Raw genomic sequence first — 15,529 nt, 5'->3', positions numbered from 1 at the left:
GTGGACGCGGCTGCCGCCTCGGGCCCGCCCGCCCGGCCGGCCGTCCCGGTTGCCGCACCCGCCGCGCTCGACGCGCTGGAGGGGCTGGCCTCGATGGAGCGTCAGGTCGCCGCGCTCGTCATGGAGGGCGCGACCAACCGGGAGATTGCCGGGCGTCTGTTCATCAGCGTCAAGACGGTCGAGGCCACGCTCACCCGGGTCTACCGCAAGCTGGGGATCCGATCGCGGGTGGACATCGTCAGACTGGCGGCGGGGCGCCACGCCAGGTGAGGGCCGTACGCGAAATCAAGCCGTACGCGAAGTGAAGCCGTACACCAAGTGCGGCCCGCGCAAGGCCTGTTGCGGGGAACCGAGGGATTTCCCTTCCCAACTCCCTTAGGGAGTTCCCTCATTGGGAGGGAAGCGTTCCGGGTTCTAGCGTAAGGGCGTGCCGATCGCCGGGCACGCGGGGGTCTGTCCCGAGACCCCCGTGCTCAACCCCCCACACCCGCGCGACCCCCCACCGGCAACCCCTTGAGGAGACTCATGCTCGGGCTCACCCGTCTCAGAAAGACCGCCGCCGTCCTCACGGCGGCCGCTGCCGCCGCCGCGACCGCGCTGCTGACCGCCCCTGCCGCCGTCGCCGCCCCGCAGCCCATCGTCGGCGGCACGACGACCACCACGACCGCGTACCCGTTCATGATGCAGATCACGGACGCCTCGCAGGACCAGTTCTGCGGCGGCACGCTGGTCTCCCCCACGAAGGTCGTCACCGCCGCGCACTGCATGGTCGGCGAGACCACCAGCAGCGTCCGTGTGGTCGGCGGGCGCACCTACCTGAACGGCACGAACGGCACGGTGAGCCGGGTCAGCAAGATCTGGATCCACCCGAGCTACACGGACGTCACCAACGGCGACGACGTCGCCGTCCTGACCCTGTCGACGTCCATGCCGTACACGACGGCGCCGTACGTCTCCTCCTCGCAGACCTCGGTCTACGCGGCCGGCACCACCGCCCGCATCCTCGGCTGGGGCACCACCTCCTCGGGCGGCAGCTCCTCCAACCAGCTGCGCACCGCGACGGTCCCGACGGTCTCCGACTCCAGCTGCGCCGGCTCGTACGGCTCGGACTTCGTCGCGAGCGACATGGTGTGCGCCGGATACACCTCCGGCGGCGTGGACACCTGCCAGGGCGACAGCGGCGGTCCCCTGCTCATCGGGGGCGTCCTGGCAGGAATCACTTCCTGGGGCGAGGGCTGCGCGGCAGCCGGCTACCCGGGCATCTACACCCGACTGACCACCTTCTCGAGCCTGGTGACCGCACAGGTCAACTCGTAGCCAGGCCAAGACTTCCTGAGTACCCCTCAGGTAAGTGACCAGGGGGCGTTGCGGGCCTCCACGAGCGGCCCGCAGCGCCCCCTCTCCATGCCGTTCAGGTTCCATGCCGCTCAGGGGATGACAGTCCCGAAGCGGATGTCGTACGACGACTCCTTGTGCAGCACCCGGACCATGCGCGCGCCCTCCTCGGTCACCTCGGCGCGCTGGGCCTTGGTGAGCCTGCCGAAGGGCTCGATGACGAGGGCATCACCGAGCAGCCGCCACACACCGGCCAGGAAGCCGTCGACGAGCAGCGGGCAGTAGACCGTGTTCGCCTGCCAGGTGCGGCCCCGGTTCGCGGGCGGCACCACCCGGGTGCGGTCGGCGTGGGACAGCAGCAGGTTGTCGAACTCGGGCAGGAAGCGCGGCGGGGCCGGGGTGTCCGGGTCGGGTCGCGGCGCGTCGGGGAGGTCGAAGAGCTCGACGCCGTGCTCGTCGCGGAACGTGATCAGCCGGGGGCGGAGCCGTTCGAAGACAGGGCGCATCCGGGTCAGGCCGGACCAGGTCTGCATGTCCTTCACGGAGGCGGGTCCGAAGGCGGCAAGGTAGCGCAGCACAGCGGTGTCGGATCCGGCGGCGGGCTCGGCGGGGCGGCCCAGCCAGTGCTCGGCGGTGGTGAGGGCGACCTGGGCACTGCGGCCCCACAGCCCGCGCGGGGTGACCTGGACGAGGGGGAGGGTGCAGCGGGCGGCCACGGCCAGGGCCTGCGGGTCGGCGTCCGGCCACTCGACGAGCAGGGCCTCGCGCAGCTGCCGCATCGTGCGCGGCTCGGCCTCGACCAGGTCGCGGGCGAGCGCGGCGAGCCGGTCCAGGTCGACGCCGACGAGCCCCTTGCGGAAGAGGTTGAGCTCCCGGGTGCGGGCGGGCTGTACCAGCGGCCGCAGGGTGAGGCAGTCGTCGGCGGTGTGCAGGTGGATGGTCGAGCGCATGGTGACGATACGGACGGCCTCGCGGCGGGACAGCAGCCCGGACAGCTCCTCGGGCGCGAAGCCGTCGAGGCGGGCGGCGAGCGCGTAGTACGGGGGCTTGACCTCCTGGGCCTGAAGGCCGACGAGGTGCTCCACGGCCGCCGCCGTAGACAGCGGGGAGCGGCGCAGCAGCAGCTGTCGGTCGAGGGTCGCGCGGTTCAGGGCGCGGGTGCCGAGCACGGGGGCGGTCACGACAGGCTTCGTCCTGGTCATGCCACGCACGCTAACGCGGCCTGCGGACAGCTACTGTCCGCAACTCCCACCGAGCCCCCGGCCAACCGCCCCGCCGATACTGTTTGCCCCGTATATCCTGCTGAACGATCCTGCTGAACCCTCACACATCCGCAGGCCAGACCCGGGAGGCAGCGCGATGTCCGAGCGACGCGCCCGACCCGCCGCGAAGAACTCCAGAAGGTCCGGCTGGCGCCGCGCTCTCCCCCCGACCCAGCCGCCGAAGACCCCGGGCCCCGCCCCCGAGGCCCGGGAGCCGCTGCCCACGGAGATCCCCAGCGTGGTCCAGGCCGTCGTCTACCAGGACGGCGTCCGCGTCTCCTCCCCCGCCGGCCTCGCCGACACCTACCGCGAACTGCGCGAGCAGCCGTCAGGCATGGCGTGGATCGGTCTGGCCCGCCCCACCGAGGGAGAACTGCTCTCCCTCGCCGACGAGTTCGATCTGCACCCGCTGGCCGTCGAGGACGCGATGGAGGCCCATCAGCGCCCGAAGCTGGAACGCTACGGCGACACGCTGTTCGTCGTGCTGCGGGCGGCCCGGTATCTCGACGCGCCGGAGGAGGTCGAGTTCGGCGAACTGCACGTCTTCGTGGGCCCCGACTTCGTGATCACCGTCCGCCACGGCGCGGCCCCCGACCTGTCGGCGGTGCGCCACCGCATGGAGGAGACGCCCGAGCTGCTGAAACTGGGCCCGGAGGCGGTGCTGTACGCGATACTGGACGCGGTGGTCGACGGCTACGTGCCAGTCGTGGCCGGCGTCCAGAACGACATCGACGAGATCGAGACCGAGGTCTTCGGCGGCGACCCCGCGGTCTCCCGTCGCATCTACGAACTCTCCCGTGAAATGGTCGAGTTCCAGCGCGCCACCCGCCCCCTCGTCGGGATGCTGCACGGCCTGATGGCCGGCTTCGCCAAGTACGGCACGGACGAGGAACTGCAACGGTATCTGCGGGACGTCGCCGACCACGTCACCCACACCAGCGAGCGGGTCGACGGCTTCCGCCAGGCCCTGACGGACATCCTCACGGTCAACGCGACCCTGGTGACCCAGCAACAGAACGCGGAGATGCGCGCGTTGGCGGAGGCGGGGTTCGAGCAGAACGAGGAGATCAAGAAGATCTCAAGCTGGGCGGCCATTCTCTTTGCTCCCACACTCGTGGGAACTATTTATGGCATGAACTTCGACTCCATGCCGGAGCTGCACTGGGGTCTCGGATACCCCTTCGCCATCGGCTTGATGGGGGTGGTATGCCTCAGTTTGTACGTGATTTTCAAGCGGAGAGACTGGCTGTAGCGGGCACCTGACCCAAGCACGTGCTGCACACTGTTTGCTCATGCACCTCCCACGCGAAGCGCCCATATGGGGCGCTGGGGAGTCCCTGGGGAGAAGTGATGCGGGTGATCTCCTCACCCTCCTTCAAAGGGGCCCCTGACCTGGGCTTTCGAGGGCTCCTGAACGCTGGGGAGAATCTAGGGAGAAGCGGAGCCGCCAACCGCACCTCACGCCTGTGCCATCAAGCCCACCCACCTCCAGTCGACCAGCCTCGACACGCCTCACCGATGTCGCCGCACATCACAGCGAGTAACCATGGACAGTGCCGGCCGCGCGCCCTCCACGAGGCAAGGACCTCGCCGTTATGGCATTTGGAATGCCATACTGATGTCATGGCTGACGACGACACCAACTTCCCTCCCGGCGACGGCCCCAGCAGTGGCATCTCCGTCTCCCTGACCGCCGGCACCCTGCAAGCGATCCGTGAGCGGGTCGGCAAGCGAGGCGTTTCCGCGTACCTGGAAAAGGCGGCGCAACGGCAGATCGAGCGCGACAACCTGGACGAGCTGATCGCCGACTTCGACAAGACCCACGGCCCCGCCGATCCGGAAGCCGTCGCCGCCAAGCGGGCCAAGCTCACCGGCGGCACCTCCTCCGATGCCGGGGCGGCCGCGTGAGCGGCGCGCTCATCCTGGACAGCGAGGGCCTGGCCAAGGCCGTGCAGCGCGACCGCGAGGTCCACGAGTGGCTCACCGCCGCCCGCGACGCCGACCTTCCGGTGATCACCTCGGCCGCGGTCCTCGTCGAGGTGATCCACCCCCGGATCAACGACGCCGCCCTGAAGTGGACACTGTCGCGGCTGCGGGTCGAGCCGGTCACCCAGGCCATCGCCCAGTCCGCCGCCACTCTGCTGCGCACGGCCGGGCTGCACGGCCACAAGTACGCCATCGACGCCATGCTCTGCGCCACGGCCCTGGCTCAGCCGGGCCGCGTCACGATCCTGACGTCCGATGTGGAGGACATCGCCATGCTCACCGCCCCTCACATCCGTGTGGCCATCGAGAAGGTTTGATTCACGCCCTCCCCCGGACAGCCCTCCGCCGCCGTCACACCCCTTCGAAGGGCCGGCGCCGGGCACCCGCGTACGGCGACCTGTGCTCGCACGGGGTAGGTAGGAGGGAACGGCGTCCGAGAGGACGGGACAGCCGTCCCGACCCGGTGCGCCCGCCCTCCCGGGCGGAGGAGCCCTGGATGGCACTGGGGGGCACGTGAGGAAGGGCGTCATCCCGTCGCTGAAAGTTGGCCCCCAGCAGCGATGCCGCTGGAGGCATCCCAACTGCGAAGATCTTCAGCCCAGAGGACGCCGCACGAATCGTTCGGCGTAGGTCCCCAGGGCGGGCTCGTCCGCCCAGGGCGGGTTCGCGCCCGGGACGGAGCATGTGAGGGCCGCGACGCGGGCGGCGAAGGAGCATGCGTCCGCGACGTCTTCGACGGCGATCCGGTCGAGTCGGCCGCCCAGGCGCCCGAGGGCGGCAAGGCGGTGGAGCAGGCCCGCGGTGAAGGAGTCCCCGGCGCCGACGGTGTCCACGACGGTCACGGGCGGGGCCTGGACGGTGACGCGCTCGCCGTCCAGGGACGCGAGGGCGCCGCGCCCGCCGAGGGTGATGACGACGAGGCGCGCGCCTGCGGTGTGCCAGGTGTCGCAGGCTTCTTCGAGGCCGACACCGGGAGCGAGGAGGGCACAGTCGTCTTCGCTGAGGCGGAGGACGTCGGCGACGGCGCACCAGTGGCGCAGCCGTTCGCGGTAGGCGGAGGGCGGTACGAGCAGGGGGCGGACGTTGGGGTCGATGGATACGGTGGCGTGCTCGCGCACTTGAGCGAGGTGTTCCTCGATTCGGCTGCCGCCGGGTTGGCGGACCAGCGCCAGGGAGCCGGTGTGCAGGCAGACCGTGTCATCGTTCCGCGTCGCGGCGAGTTCGGCATCGGTCCACTGCCAGTCGGCGGCGCCGTCGGCGTAGAAGGTGTAGGCGGCCTGGCCGGTCGCGTCGAGGTCGGCGACGGCGAGCGTGCTGGGCTTGGAGGTGGTCACGCTACCGGTCAGGTCGACGCCGGAGGCGCTGAGGCGGGCACGGAAGAGGGTGCCGAAGGCGTCGTCGGAGAAACGGCCGAGGAAGCGGGTGGGGGTGCCGAGCCGGGCGAGGGCGACAGCGGTGTTGGCCGGGCCTCCGCCAGCCAGCGCTCGCAAGGCCAGTCCGCCGGAATCGGACCGGTCGCGGTCCTCGAAGATGTCGGCGACGCACTCGCCGAGGACGTCGACGCTGCCGGGGGACCCGGGTCGGGCCATGGTGACTGTCTGCCTCTCAGGAAGGGCGCGGGGCTGTCGCCCCGCGCCACGGAACGCAGCCGAGGGCGCCGTAAGGGCGTGAGGTGCTGCGGTGGACGTATCTGCCGCACACGGTGCAGAGGGCGTGGCCTGTCCGCGTGCGGGTGGGCCGGCCTTCAGGACTCGTGCGACCCGGGAATCAAGCGCCCTGCTCCCCGGCCCGCCAGCTGGGCTTCCTGCCGGATGTCCTGCGGGGTCAGGTTCCAGGCCGCGACGGCGAACTCGCTGCGCCCTGCTCCTGTCGTACGGGCCTGCAGCCGCCACGGCCCGTCGGTGGACGGGTAGAACCGCAGGGTGAGGACCTGCTCGTCGGCCAGGTAGACCTCGGCTATCGAGCGGTCCACGATCACGCGGAGCTCGACGGGGGTGTGGGGGCGCGTCGCTGCCGGGCACGGCGCGGTGTACGCGCCTGCTCGTGCCCGCGCGTCCGGTGAGGCGTGGGTGCGGTCGACGATGAGGCGGCCTGCCGTGGGGTCGAGGCTGATGTCGAGGTACTCGGATCCGTCGGCCGAGGTGATCAGGCGCAGCCCGCTCGTACCGGTGGTGTCCGATATCAGGGCTGCGGTGAGGTCGAAGGTGTGGCCGACCTGGCCGAGTTCGGCGGGCTCGGTTCGTGTGGCGTGCCCGGTTCCGTGCAGGATGCGCGGGCCGCGCAGGGCCAGCAGTTCGCGGGCGGGGCGCTGGGCGATCGTGCCGTCGGCGGTGAGGCTCACCTCGCGGGGGAGCGTGAGCACGCCTGCCCAGCCGGCTTCGTGCGCCCAGGCGTCGTCTCGGGCTTCCCAGGCCCAGCCCCACATCAGCCAGCGGTCTTCTCCGGGGGCCTTCAGCAGGGCGGGGGCGTAGAAGTCGGGACCGTGGTCCAGCGGCACGGGGGCCGTGGCTGCCGCGAAGCGTCCGTCCTTCTCTCGGCCGGTGACGACGGTGGTGTGGCTGGGGCCGCCCTGCGGGGTCCAGTCGCTGAGGATCAGGACGCTTCGGTCGCCGAAGGTGGCGTACTGGGGGCACTCCCAGCCGATCGGGCCCGTGCCGGCAGCGGCGTCGCTGGTGTGGAAGGGGCCGCGGTAGGTCCAGTGCTCCAGGTCGTCGGACTCGTACAGCTGTGCCGCGGCGCGGCCGTCGTCGAGGGCGGAGCCGACCAGCATCCGCCAGCGCCCGTCCTGCCGCCAGACGTAGGGGTCCCGGTACATGGTGGTGCCGGCGGGCGGTTCGGGGATGAGCAGGTGGGGGCGTTTGGCCCAGGTGTGGCCGTTGTCGTGCGACTCGGCTGTGGTGACCGGCTGCCACCAGCGGTCGTTGCGGTGGGCGGAGTAGAAGGCCACCATGCGGCCGTCGACGGAGATGGCGTTGCCCGAGAAGCAGCCGTCGGCGTCGTGGCCGCCGGGCGTGGGGGCGAGGGCGACGGGGAGGGGTTCCCAGGTGATCAGGTCGAGGCTGCGGTAGTGGCCCCAGTGCATGTTCGCGTGCTGGGGGCCGTGCGGGTTGTACTGGAAGTAGACGTGGTAGTGGCCGTCGTGGAAGACCAGGCCGTTGGGGTCGTTGATCCAGTTGCGGGGCGGTCGCAGATGGACGGCGGGCAGGTGGGGGTCGGCAGGCGACGTGGGCACACGGGGCCTTTCTCAGGGCGTGCGAAGCACACGGAAGTCATGAGGACGGGGAGGGGCGGACAGCGCGGTGCGCTACGGGAGGTCAGCCCTTGACGCCGGTGGAGGCGATGCTGTTGACGAACGACCGCTGGAACGCCACGAACAGGGCGAGGATCGGCACGGTGATCATGGATGAGTACGCCATGATCTGGCCCCAGCCCACGTTCAGCTGGAAGAAGTAGGAGATACCCACCATCACCGGTCGCAGTTCCTCGCTCTGCACGACCATCAGCGGCCACAGGTAGGAGTTCCAGGCGGGCAGGAAGGTGAGGATGGCGACGGTGGCGATGGCAGGACCGGACAGCGGCATCACGATGCGGCGGTAGATGGTGAACCAGCCGGCGCCGTCCATGATCGCCGCTTCGTCGAGTTCCTTGGGGATGCTCTGGAAGAACTGGTGGAAGAAGAAGATCGAGAAGGCGTTGGCGACGAACGGCAGGATCTGCACCTGGTAGGTGTCCATCCAGCCGGTGGTCCACTCCAGGTGGAAGCCGTTCACGCGGAGCAGCGGCAACTGGTTGACCCACCACACCAGCGGCAGCGCGAAGGTCTCGAACGGCACGATGAGGGTGGCGATGATGGTGGTCAGGACGAGCTTGCGGCCCGGCCACCGCATCCGTGAGAGCGCGAAGGCGGCCAAGCTGTTGATGACGATGCCGAGCACCACGGTGATCGACGAGATCAGCACGGAGTTGAGCAGGAACCGTGCCGCCGGGACCCGCTCGAACATGCCGGTGTAGTTGTCCAGCGACAGGGCGCCGACCGGCAGGAAGGCGCGCAGCGAGCCCAGGTCGCCGAAGATCTGGTCGTCCGTCTTGAACGACGAGACCAGCATGAAGACGAGCGGGAGCGCGAAGACCAGGGCCAGGACGATGCGGCCGGCGTGGCCGCCGAGCCGCTTGAGGAAGGAGGTCATGTCAGTCCTTCTCCCGGGTCAGGAACCGCTGGACGAGCGACACGGTCAGGACGAGTACGAAGAAGATCAGCGAGATGGCCGCCGCGTAGGCGGTCTGCTGCTGGTCGTAGCCGGTGCGCACCGCCTGGAAGACGACGGTGGTGGTGGAGTCGAGCGGGCCGCCCTGCGTCATCACCCTGATCTGGGTGAAGAGGCTGAACGCCGCGATCGTGATGGTGACGAGCACGAAGGTGCGGGTGGCGCGCAGCCCCGGCCAGGTGACGTGGCGGAAGCGGTGCCAGGTGGTGGCTCCGTCGAGTTCGGCGGCCTCGTACAGCTCGGCGGGGATGGTCTGCAGACCGGCCAGCCAGATGATCATGTGGAAGCCGACGCCCTGCCACACCGACATCAGGATGATGGCGGGCATCGCGGTGGCCGGGTCGCCCAGCCAGTCCGGGCCCTGGACGTGGCCGAGGGTGAGCGTCGAGATGACGTGGTTGACCAGGCCGTCCTTCCGGTAGAGGAAGGTCCACAGGAGGGACACCACGACCATCGAGGTGACGACCGGCAGGAAGTAGACGGTGCGGAAGAAGTTGACGCCCCGTACCTTCGCGTTGACCAGCAGTGCCAGGACCAGGGCGAGGCCGGCCTGGAGCGGGACGACGACGGCGGCGAAGTACGCCGTGTTGCGCAGGGACTTGTAGAAGACCGGGTCTTCGAAGAGCTGGGTGAAGTTTCGCAGGCCCACGAAGCGGGCCGGTGTGGGCGAGATGAGCCTCGCGTCGGTGAACGCCAGGGCGAAGGCGAGGGCGACCGGTACGACGAGAAAGACGATCAGCAGCACGACGGCCGGGGTGGCCATGCCGAGGGCGGTGAGGCTCTCACGGCGACGGGCGTTGTTCGTTCGGGTTCGCCGGACCGGACGCAGCCGCTTCGGGGCTGCGGTCTTGGTGGTCACGGTATCTCCAGGGAGCCGGTCCGGTTCGGGTGGCGCGGTCGGGGGCCCGAACCGGACCGGGGCGGGTCAGCCTGAGTAGTTGTTGTTCGACTTCAGGTTGTTGTCGATGTTCTTCGCGGCCTGGCCGAGAGCGTTCTTGGGGTCAGCACCGGCCAGGATGTCCTGGGCCGCCTTCTGGAACTCGGTGGAGATGTAGGGGTAGGCCGGGGTGACCGGACGCACCGTCGCGTACTTCTGCGCGAACTGGACAAGCACGGCGAACTTTCCGCCCGGCTGGTAGTCCGCGATCTGCGTCGCTGCGTCGTTCGTGGCGGGGATGGTGCTGGTGGCCTTGGCGTAGTCGACGAAGTACTTGGTCTGGCGGGAGAACTTCAGCCACTCCTGCGCGCCGGCCTTGTTGGAGCAAGTGGAGCTCATCGCCCACTGCCAGGAGGCGCCGCCGATCTTGGGTCCCTTGCCGAAGTCGACCGGCGGGATGATCGCGAGGTCGTCGCCGAGCTTCTGGGCGTTCTTGGCCGCGTTCCAGCTGCCGTCCCACTGGATGGCGCTCTTGCCGGCCAGGAAGTCCTTGTTGGGGTCAGCTCCGGACTTCTTCGCCATGTAGCCCTTGGTCACCAGCGAGCGGAACCAGTTGCCCCACTCCACGGAGTCCTCGCCGTCGAGTGTGCCCGAGGCGGTCTTGTAGCCGTTGCGGTCGATGAGGTCGCCGCCGAAGCTCTGCAGCTGCGGGGAGTAGGCGTACGGCCACCACTCGCCGCTGCCGCCGGTGCCCATCTCCAGCGGGTAGGCGAACTTGCCGCTCTTCTTCAGCTTGGCCAGCGCGGCGTCGAACTCGCCCTTGGTCCAGGGCTTGTCCATGGTGGGGATGCGGATGCCGTGCTCGTTCAGTACGGACTTGCGGGCGAAGAAGGCCAGGGAGACGTCGTAGAAGCCGAAGGAGTAGAGCTTGTCCTTGTAGGTTCCAACGGTGCTGTCGAGCTGGTCGGACACCGGCACCTCGCTGCCGGAGACGTCGATGGGGGCCAGGTAGCCGCCCCAGGCCCAGTTCGCCACGTTGGGGCCGTCCACATCGAGCAGGCAGGGCAGCTTGCGGGCCGAGGCGGCGGCCACGACGGAGTTGTTGTAGTCGGTCTGCGGGAACGACTGCAGCTCGACGGTGTACTTGTCCTGGGAGTCGTTGAAGTCCTTGATGATCTTCTTGACGACATCGAGCTCGGCCGAGTTGCCGGCGTTGTGCGTCCACAGGGTCAGCGTGTCGCCGCTGGCCCCGGACGAGCTCCCGCCACTGCCGGACGCGCACCCGGCGACGAGCGCGGTCGCCGCCGCAACGGCTACACTCGCAGCAGCGAGGCGCCTTGTTCTGAACACCACGAGGTTCCTCCATCTCACGGAGGCGGGTCTTGCAGGACCCGCCCTTGGCGACCGGTTCCGTCGGTCGCTGTTCTTGGTGGCCGTCCCGCCGCCCGCTTCGGAATCATCGGTGCGGGTGGCGGGACGACTGTCTTCAGGTGCCGGTGTCACTCCCCGGCAGGGGCACCGAGGGAGGCGCGCTCCCGCAGCGGCATGGGCACACGGTGTACGTCCGCTTCGAGCGGCCCGCCGCGGAGAATCAGCTCCACGGCGAGACGTCCGAGCTGGTAGTGCGGCAGTTTCAGCGTGGTGAGCGCCGGCCGCAGCACGGACGCGATGTCCTGGTCGTCGAACGAGATCACCGACACGTCGCCGGGCACCGAAAGCCCCGCCTCACCGAGCGCCTGGTAGGCGCCGAAGGACACCCGGTCGGCCAGGCACACCAGCGCCCGGGGCCGGGTCCCCGCCGCCAGCAGGGCGGACACCTCCCGGTAGCCGTCCAGCGTGTCCCAGTCGCACTCGATGACGCCGTCCAGGCGGGCGCCGCCCTCGCGCAGTACTTCCTCCAGGCCGCGCATGCGCTCGTTGCCGGCGATGATCCCCTCGGGTGTGGCCGGGACGGCCTGGTGGCCGCCGATCGCCCAGATGCCCTGGGTGTGACCGGCCGCGAGCAGGGCGCGGGCCGCGTCCCGGCCGGCCTCCAGCTCGTCCGGGACGACGGAGGGGGCGTCGAATCCCGGGGCCAGGCAGTTCAGCAGCACCACGCGGCGTCCGAACAGGTCCTTGGGGGGAGTGACGTACCGGGTGAACATGGTCGCGTAGATCACCGCGTCGACCTGGCGGTCCAGCAGCGCGTGGACCAGCGAGGACTCGGCGGCGCGGTCGCCGTCGGCCTCTGTGATGAACAGCAGGTGGTCCTGTTCGCGGGCGGCCTCCATGGCACCGCGGATGACGTCGCCCGCGAACGGCGTGGTGGTGATCCGGTCCGATACGAGCCCGATGGTCTGCGTGGACTTCGTCCGAAGGCTGCGCGCGGTGACGTTCGGACGGTACCCCAGCTGCCTGGCCGCCTCCAGAACCCGTTCCCGGGAGGCGTCGGAGATCCGCATGTCGGTGCGGCCGGACAGGGCGAACGACGCGGTCGTCGGCGATACGCCCGCCTCGCGGGCGACGTCGGCCATGGTCACGCGGCGTTCGGACATCGGTGGATCAGCTCCGCTCGGCTAAATCGGATTAGCAAGGTGCGACGAGATTGCTTCACTCGTCATGCGCTGTCAACACCCCGGACATCTCGCCTGCATAACGGTGACCTTACGTGGCGATTTGTGCACTTCTAAGCGGCGCGAAGTTGAAATCCGTATGCGTTAGCTCTTGCTTTAGCGGCGACGGCGCCCGAACCATGCCGACCCATCACCTAAATCGAATTGGCAGGCCGTCAGGGCGCCGTCTGCCACGCAGCCCAGGAGGCAGCATGAGGAGAAGAACAGCCCTCAGGGTCGTATCAGCCGCCGTCGGCGGCGCCGTCGTACCGCTCTCGTTCGCCCCCGCTTTCGCCGCCGCCGGCGGTCGGTCCGGTCCTCAAAAGCCCACCGCCCGTTGGGACTTCGACGAGCGCACCGGCGCGGTCGCCCGCGAGGCGGTCTCCGGCTCCGCCACCCCCGTCGACTACGTCTTCAACAACGCCCGCTACAAGCTCGACAGCGACCCCGTACGCCGCCGCGGCGTGCGCGGCCGGGCCCTGTACTTCGACGGCTACTCCACCGTCGTCACCGCCGAGGGGCCCGGCAAGCTCGACATCGCCGGCGGCATGACCGTCGACGTGTGGATCGCCCCCTACGCCTACGAGCACGGCATCGACGGCAAGCCCCAGGCCCTGGTCAACCAGCACGACCCGGGCGCCAGGACCGGCTTCCTGCTCGGCCTGCGCCGCTTCGGGCAGATCGTCTTCCAGCTGGGCTTCGGCACCGACCTGATCGAGGTCAAGGGTGCCCCGGACCAGCCGGCCGCCAAGGGCAGGTGGAGCCACGTCGCGGCCACCTACGACCCGGCCGCCCACCAGCTGCGCCTCTACCTCGACGGCCGTCTGATCGGCACCGCCACCACCCCGGACAAGGCCCCCGAACCGGCGCCCGGCGAACCCCTCCTCATCGGGAAGCACAACCGCCCGACCCTGCTCAACGGCGAGTTCCACGCCAACATGTACATGGGCCTGATGGACAGCCTCGCGATCCGCCCGGGCGCCCTGGACGACGCGACGGCACAGCGCGAGCACGCCGAGAGGGTCGCCGCGCTGCCCGGTCACCGCGTGCCCCGCCCGGACCTGGCCCCCCATCGGACCCGTTTCGATGGCGACCGGCACCGCCCCCAGTTCCACATGCTGCCGCCCTGGCACTGGATGAACGAGCCGCACGCGCCCGTGTACAAGGGCAAGTACCACATCTTCTACCAACACGACCCGCTCGGACCGTTCTGGGGCCAGATCCACTGGGGGCACGCCGTCAGCACCGACATGGTGCACTGGCGCGACCTCCCCATCGCCCTCGCCCCCGCCGCGGACTCGGTCGGCCCGGACGGCTGCTGGTCGGGATCCGCCTGCGTCGACGGCGACCGCGGACCGGTCCTCTTCTTCACCGGCGGCGACGACCGCCTGCCCTACCGCCAGCGCACCGGGCTCGCTGTCTCCACCTACCAGGCGGATGGTGACACCGACCTGCCCACCTGGACGATGCGCTCCGAGCCGGTCACCGAAGCCCCGGCCAGTCTGCCGGCCGGGCCGGGAACCGCGTGGGCGGAGAACTTCCGCGACCCGTTCGTCTGGGAGGAGGACGGCGTCTGGTACCAGCTGGTCGGCAGCGGCATCGTCGACTACGACGGCGCGCGGGTCACCCGCAAGCACGGCGGTACCGCTCTCGTCTACACCGCCCGCAGGCCCGAGGGACCCTGGACGTACCAGGGTCCGCTGCACTGGAACGACCTCGCCACGATGCCCGAGCCCGGTGAGGTATGGGAGCTGCCGGTACTCCTCCCGCTCCCCGGCCCCCAGGGCCGGCGCACCGGCAAGCACATCCTGCTGATCTGTCCGTGGTGGGAGGGGTTCAACCCGAACGCCGTCAAGCACACGTACTACTGGATCGGCACCTTCGACAAGCGCCGGCACCGCTTCGTGCCCGACCACGACAAGCCCCGCGAGTTCGACTTCGGTGAGCACTTCACCGGCCCCTCCGGCTTCGTCACCCCCGACGGCCGGTCCGTGATCTTCAGCATCACCCAGGACCGCCGCACCGAGCAGCAGCACGCCCAGTCCGGCTGGGCGCACAACGCCGGCATGCCCGTGTCCGTCTCCCTGCGCCAGGACGGAACCCTCGTGGTCGAACCGATCGCCGAGGCCGCCGGTCTGCGGGGCACGAGGCTCGCCCGCATCCGGCAGACCTCGGTGGCGGAAGCGAACCGGCGGCTGACCGGGGTCTTTGGCGACCTACTGGACATCAGCGCCGTCATCGAGCCGCGCGGCGCGCGGACGATCACTCTGGCGGTCCGGGCCTGCGCCGACGGCACCGAGGAGACCCTGCTGACCTACGACACGGCCGAGCGCCGCTTCCTGATCGACCGCAGCCGTTCCAGCCTCGACCCGGACGTCCGCAAGGGCGTCCACGGCGGCAGCGTGGAACTCGACGGCGGGCACCTCAAGCTGAGGGTCCTGCTCGACCGCTCGATGCTGGAGGCATACGTCAACGGCACCAACAGCATCACCAGCCGCGTCTATCCCACCCGCGAGGACGCCACCGGTCTGCGCCTGACCAGCGAGGGCGGATCGGCCCGCGTCGTGTCCCTGGACGTCTGGCGCATGAACGGCGCCTACGACACGCCGGCCGCGCCCGCCGTGTACGACCCGCCGCGCCCGGCGGACGTCGACGCACTGCCCAACCACGACTTCGCCACCGGCGACCTCACCGGATGGACCGTCGTCTCCGGCACGACCTTCAGCGACGCCAACGTCACCACCCGCACGGACTGGGGCTGGGGCGGCCCCTTCTACCAGGCCGAGACCGAAGGCGACCCGGCCGGCCACCACCTGTGGGGCTTCAACCCCTCCGGAGGCGGAGACGGTGCCACCGGCGTTCTGCGCTCCACCCCCGCGGTCCTCGGCGGAGACGGCGTGATCGACCTGCTCGTGTCCGGCGGCGACGACCCCGACCGGCTCTACGTGGCCGCCGTCCGCGCCGACGACGGCAAGGTACTGGCCAAGGCCACCGGCCGCAGCACCGAGCAGTACCGCCGCGTCGTCTTCGACCTTTCCGCCCACATCGGCGACCGGATCTACATCGAGGTCGTCGACCGGGCCGACGGGGGCTGGGGGCACATCAACGTCGCCGACGTCAACGTCCCCGTCCGGCGCTCCTGAACCCCCAGCCCACCCCGTACGCGTTGTCCCTGGACCGTGCCGCGCCCAGGGCCGACGTCCTGCTCCGCCC

Annotated in this window: 13 protein-coding genes; 6 read left to right on the top strand and 7 right to left on the bottom strand. The window is 70.0% G+C overall.

Features of this window, described 5'->3' with window-relative positions:
- Nucleotides 1-270 (top strand): helix-turn-helix domain-containing protein (locus ACTWQJ_RS09405; protein WP_443306165.1); only part of this gene is annotated, 270 nt, incomplete at its 5' end.
- Between the two features lie 255 nt (nt 271-525).
- The gene (locus ACTWQJ_RS09400; protein ID WP_443306164.1) at nt 526-1,317 is read left to right on the top strand and encodes a S1 family peptidase; all 792 of its coding nucleotides are present in this window, start codon (nt 526-528) and stop codon (nt 1,315-1,317) included.
- Nucleotides 1,318-1,427: 110 nt separating this feature from the next.
- Here ACTWQJ_RS09400 and ACTWQJ_RS09395 read toward each other — a convergent pair whose 3' ends face one another.
- Complete coding sequence (locus tag ACTWQJ_RS09395) at nt 1,428-2,537, bottom strand: winged helix DNA-binding domain-containing protein (protein WP_443306163.1); 1,110 nt, start codon at nt 2,535-2,537, stop codon at nt 1,428-1,430.
- 157 nt (nt 2,538-2,694) lie between these two features.
- On the opposite strand from ACTWQJ_RS09395, the gene ACTWQJ_RS09390 reads away from it, so the two are divergent.
- The 3 genes from ACTWQJ_RS09390 to ACTWQJ_RS09380 all read left to right on the top strand — a co-directional run bounded on the left by ACTWQJ_RS09390 (nt 2,695) and on the right by ACTWQJ_RS09380 (nt 4,900).
- Complete coding sequence (locus tag ACTWQJ_RS09390) at nt 2,695-3,849, top strand: magnesium and cobalt transport protein CorA (protein ID WP_443306162.1); 1,155 nt, start codon at nt 2,695-2,697, stop codon at nt 3,847-3,849.
- Between the two features lie 371 nt (nt 3,850-4,220).
- On the top strand, nt 4,221-4,505 hold the full coding sequence (locus ACTWQJ_RS09385) for a hypothetical protein (protein ID WP_443306161.1): 285 nt from the start codon (nt 4,221-4,223) through the stop codon (nt 4,503-4,505).
- The gene (locus ACTWQJ_RS09380; RefSeq protein WP_443306160.1) at nt 4,502-4,900 is read left to right on the top strand and encodes a PIN domain-containing protein; all 399 of its coding nucleotides are present in this window, start codon (nt 4,502-4,504) and stop codon (nt 4,898-4,900) included. Before ACTWQJ_RS09385 ends, ACTWQJ_RS09380 begins: the two co-directional genes overlap by 4 nt.
- 276 nt (nt 4,901-5,176) lie before the next feature.
- On the opposite strand, the gene ACTWQJ_RS09375 is transcribed toward ACTWQJ_RS09380, so the two are convergent.
- The 6 genes from ACTWQJ_RS09375 to ACTWQJ_RS09350 all read right to left on the bottom strand — a co-directional run bounded on the left by ACTWQJ_RS09375 (nt 5,177) and on the right by ACTWQJ_RS09350 (nt 12,259).
- The gene (locus ACTWQJ_RS09375; protein ID WP_443306159.1) at nt 5,177-6,172 is read right to left on the bottom strand and encodes a carbohydrate kinase family protein; all 996 of its coding nucleotides are present in this window, start codon (nt 6,170-6,172) and stop codon (nt 5,177-5,179) included.
- Between the two features lie 155 nt (nt 6,173-6,327).
- Nucleotides 6,328-7,815, bottom strand: coding sequence for a glycoside hydrolase family 32 protein (locus ACTWQJ_RS09370; protein WP_443306158.1), 1,488 nt, complete (start codon nt 7,813-7,815; stop codon nt 6,328-6,330).
- Nucleotides 7,816-7,897: 82 nt separating this feature from the next.
- Entirely contained in the window at nt 7,898-8,770 is an 873-nt protein-coding gene (locus tag ACTWQJ_RS09365) for a carbohydrate ABC transporter permease (RefSeq protein WP_443306157.1), read from the bottom strand.
- A gap of 1 nt (nt 8,771) precedes the next feature.
- Nucleotides 8,772-9,707: a carbohydrate ABC transporter permease gene (locus ACTWQJ_RS09360; protein WP_443306156.1), complete on the bottom strand. Its 936-nt coding sequence runs from the start codon at nt 9,705-9,707 to the stop codon at nt 8,772-8,774.
- A gap of 66 nt (nt 9,708-9,773) precedes the next feature.
- Nucleotides 9,774-11,078 carry an ABC transporter substrate-binding protein gene (locus ACTWQJ_RS09355; protein WP_443306155.1) on the bottom strand — a complete coding sequence of 435 codons (1,305 nt, stop codon included), beginning with the start codon at nt 11,076-11,078 and terminating at the stop codon, nt 9,774-9,776.
- Nucleotides 11,079-11,224: 146 nt separating this feature from the next.
- Complete coding sequence (locus ACTWQJ_RS09350) at nt 11,225-12,259, bottom strand: LacI family DNA-binding transcriptional regulator (RefSeq protein WP_443306154.1); 1,035 nt, start codon at nt 12,257-12,259, stop codon at nt 11,225-11,227.
- 269 nt (nt 12,260-12,528) lie between these two features.
- Here ACTWQJ_RS09350 and ACTWQJ_RS09345 point away from each other — a divergent pair, with 269 nt between their 5' ends.
- Nucleotides 12,529-15,459 carry a GH32 C-terminal domain-containing protein gene (locus ACTWQJ_RS09345; protein ID WP_443306153.1) on the top strand — a complete coding sequence of 977 codons (2,931 nt, stop codon included), beginning with the start codon at nt 12,529-12,531 and terminating at the stop codon, nt 15,457-15,459.
- Nucleotides 15,460-15,529 lie beyond the last annotated feature (70 nt).

Origin of the sequence: Streptomyces sp. KR55 (genome assembly GCF_052245645.1) — a bacterium.
Lineage (GTDB): Bacteria > Actinomycetota > Actinomycetes > Streptomycetales > Streptomycetaceae > Streptomyces > Streptomyces flavusporus.
The sequence above is the reverse complement of the archived record's forward strand: the minus strand, read 5'-3'. Positions and strand labels throughout refer to the sequence as shown.

Bases quoted from the DNA above. Each gene is read 5' to 3' on its own strand.
- ACTWQJ_RS09345 (WP_443306153.1), top strand. From the start codon at position 12,529: ATGAGGAGAAGAACAGCCCTCAGGGTCGTATCAGCCGCCGTCGGCGGC.
- ACTWQJ_RS09390 (WP_443306162.1), top strand. From the start codon at position 2,695: ATGTCCGAGCGACGCGCCCGACCCGCCGCGAAGAACTCCAGAAGGTCC.
- ACTWQJ_RS09350 (WP_443306154.1), bottom strand. From the start codon at position 12,259: ATGTCCGAACGCCGCGTGACCATGGCCGACGTCGCCCGCGAGGCGGGC.
- ACTWQJ_RS09385 (WP_443306161.1), top strand. From the start codon at position 4,221: ATGGCTGACGACGACACCAACTTCCCTCCCGGCGACGGCCCCAGCAGT.
- ACTWQJ_RS09395 (WP_443306163.1), bottom strand. From the start codon at position 2,537: ATGACCAGGACGAAGCCTGTCGTGACCGCCCCCGTGCTCGGCACCCGC.
- ACTWQJ_RS09375 (WP_443306159.1), bottom strand. From the start codon at position 6,172: ATGGCCCGACCCGGGTCCCCCGGCAGCGTCGACGTCCTCGGCGAGTGC.
- ACTWQJ_RS09400 (WP_443306164.1), top strand. From the start codon at position 526: ATGCTCGGGCTCACCCGTCTCAGAAAGACCGCCGCCGTCCTCACGGCG.
- ACTWQJ_RS09365 (WP_443306157.1), bottom strand. From the start codon at position 8,770: ATGACCTCCTTCCTCAAGCGGCTCGGCGGCCACGCCGGCCGCATCGTC.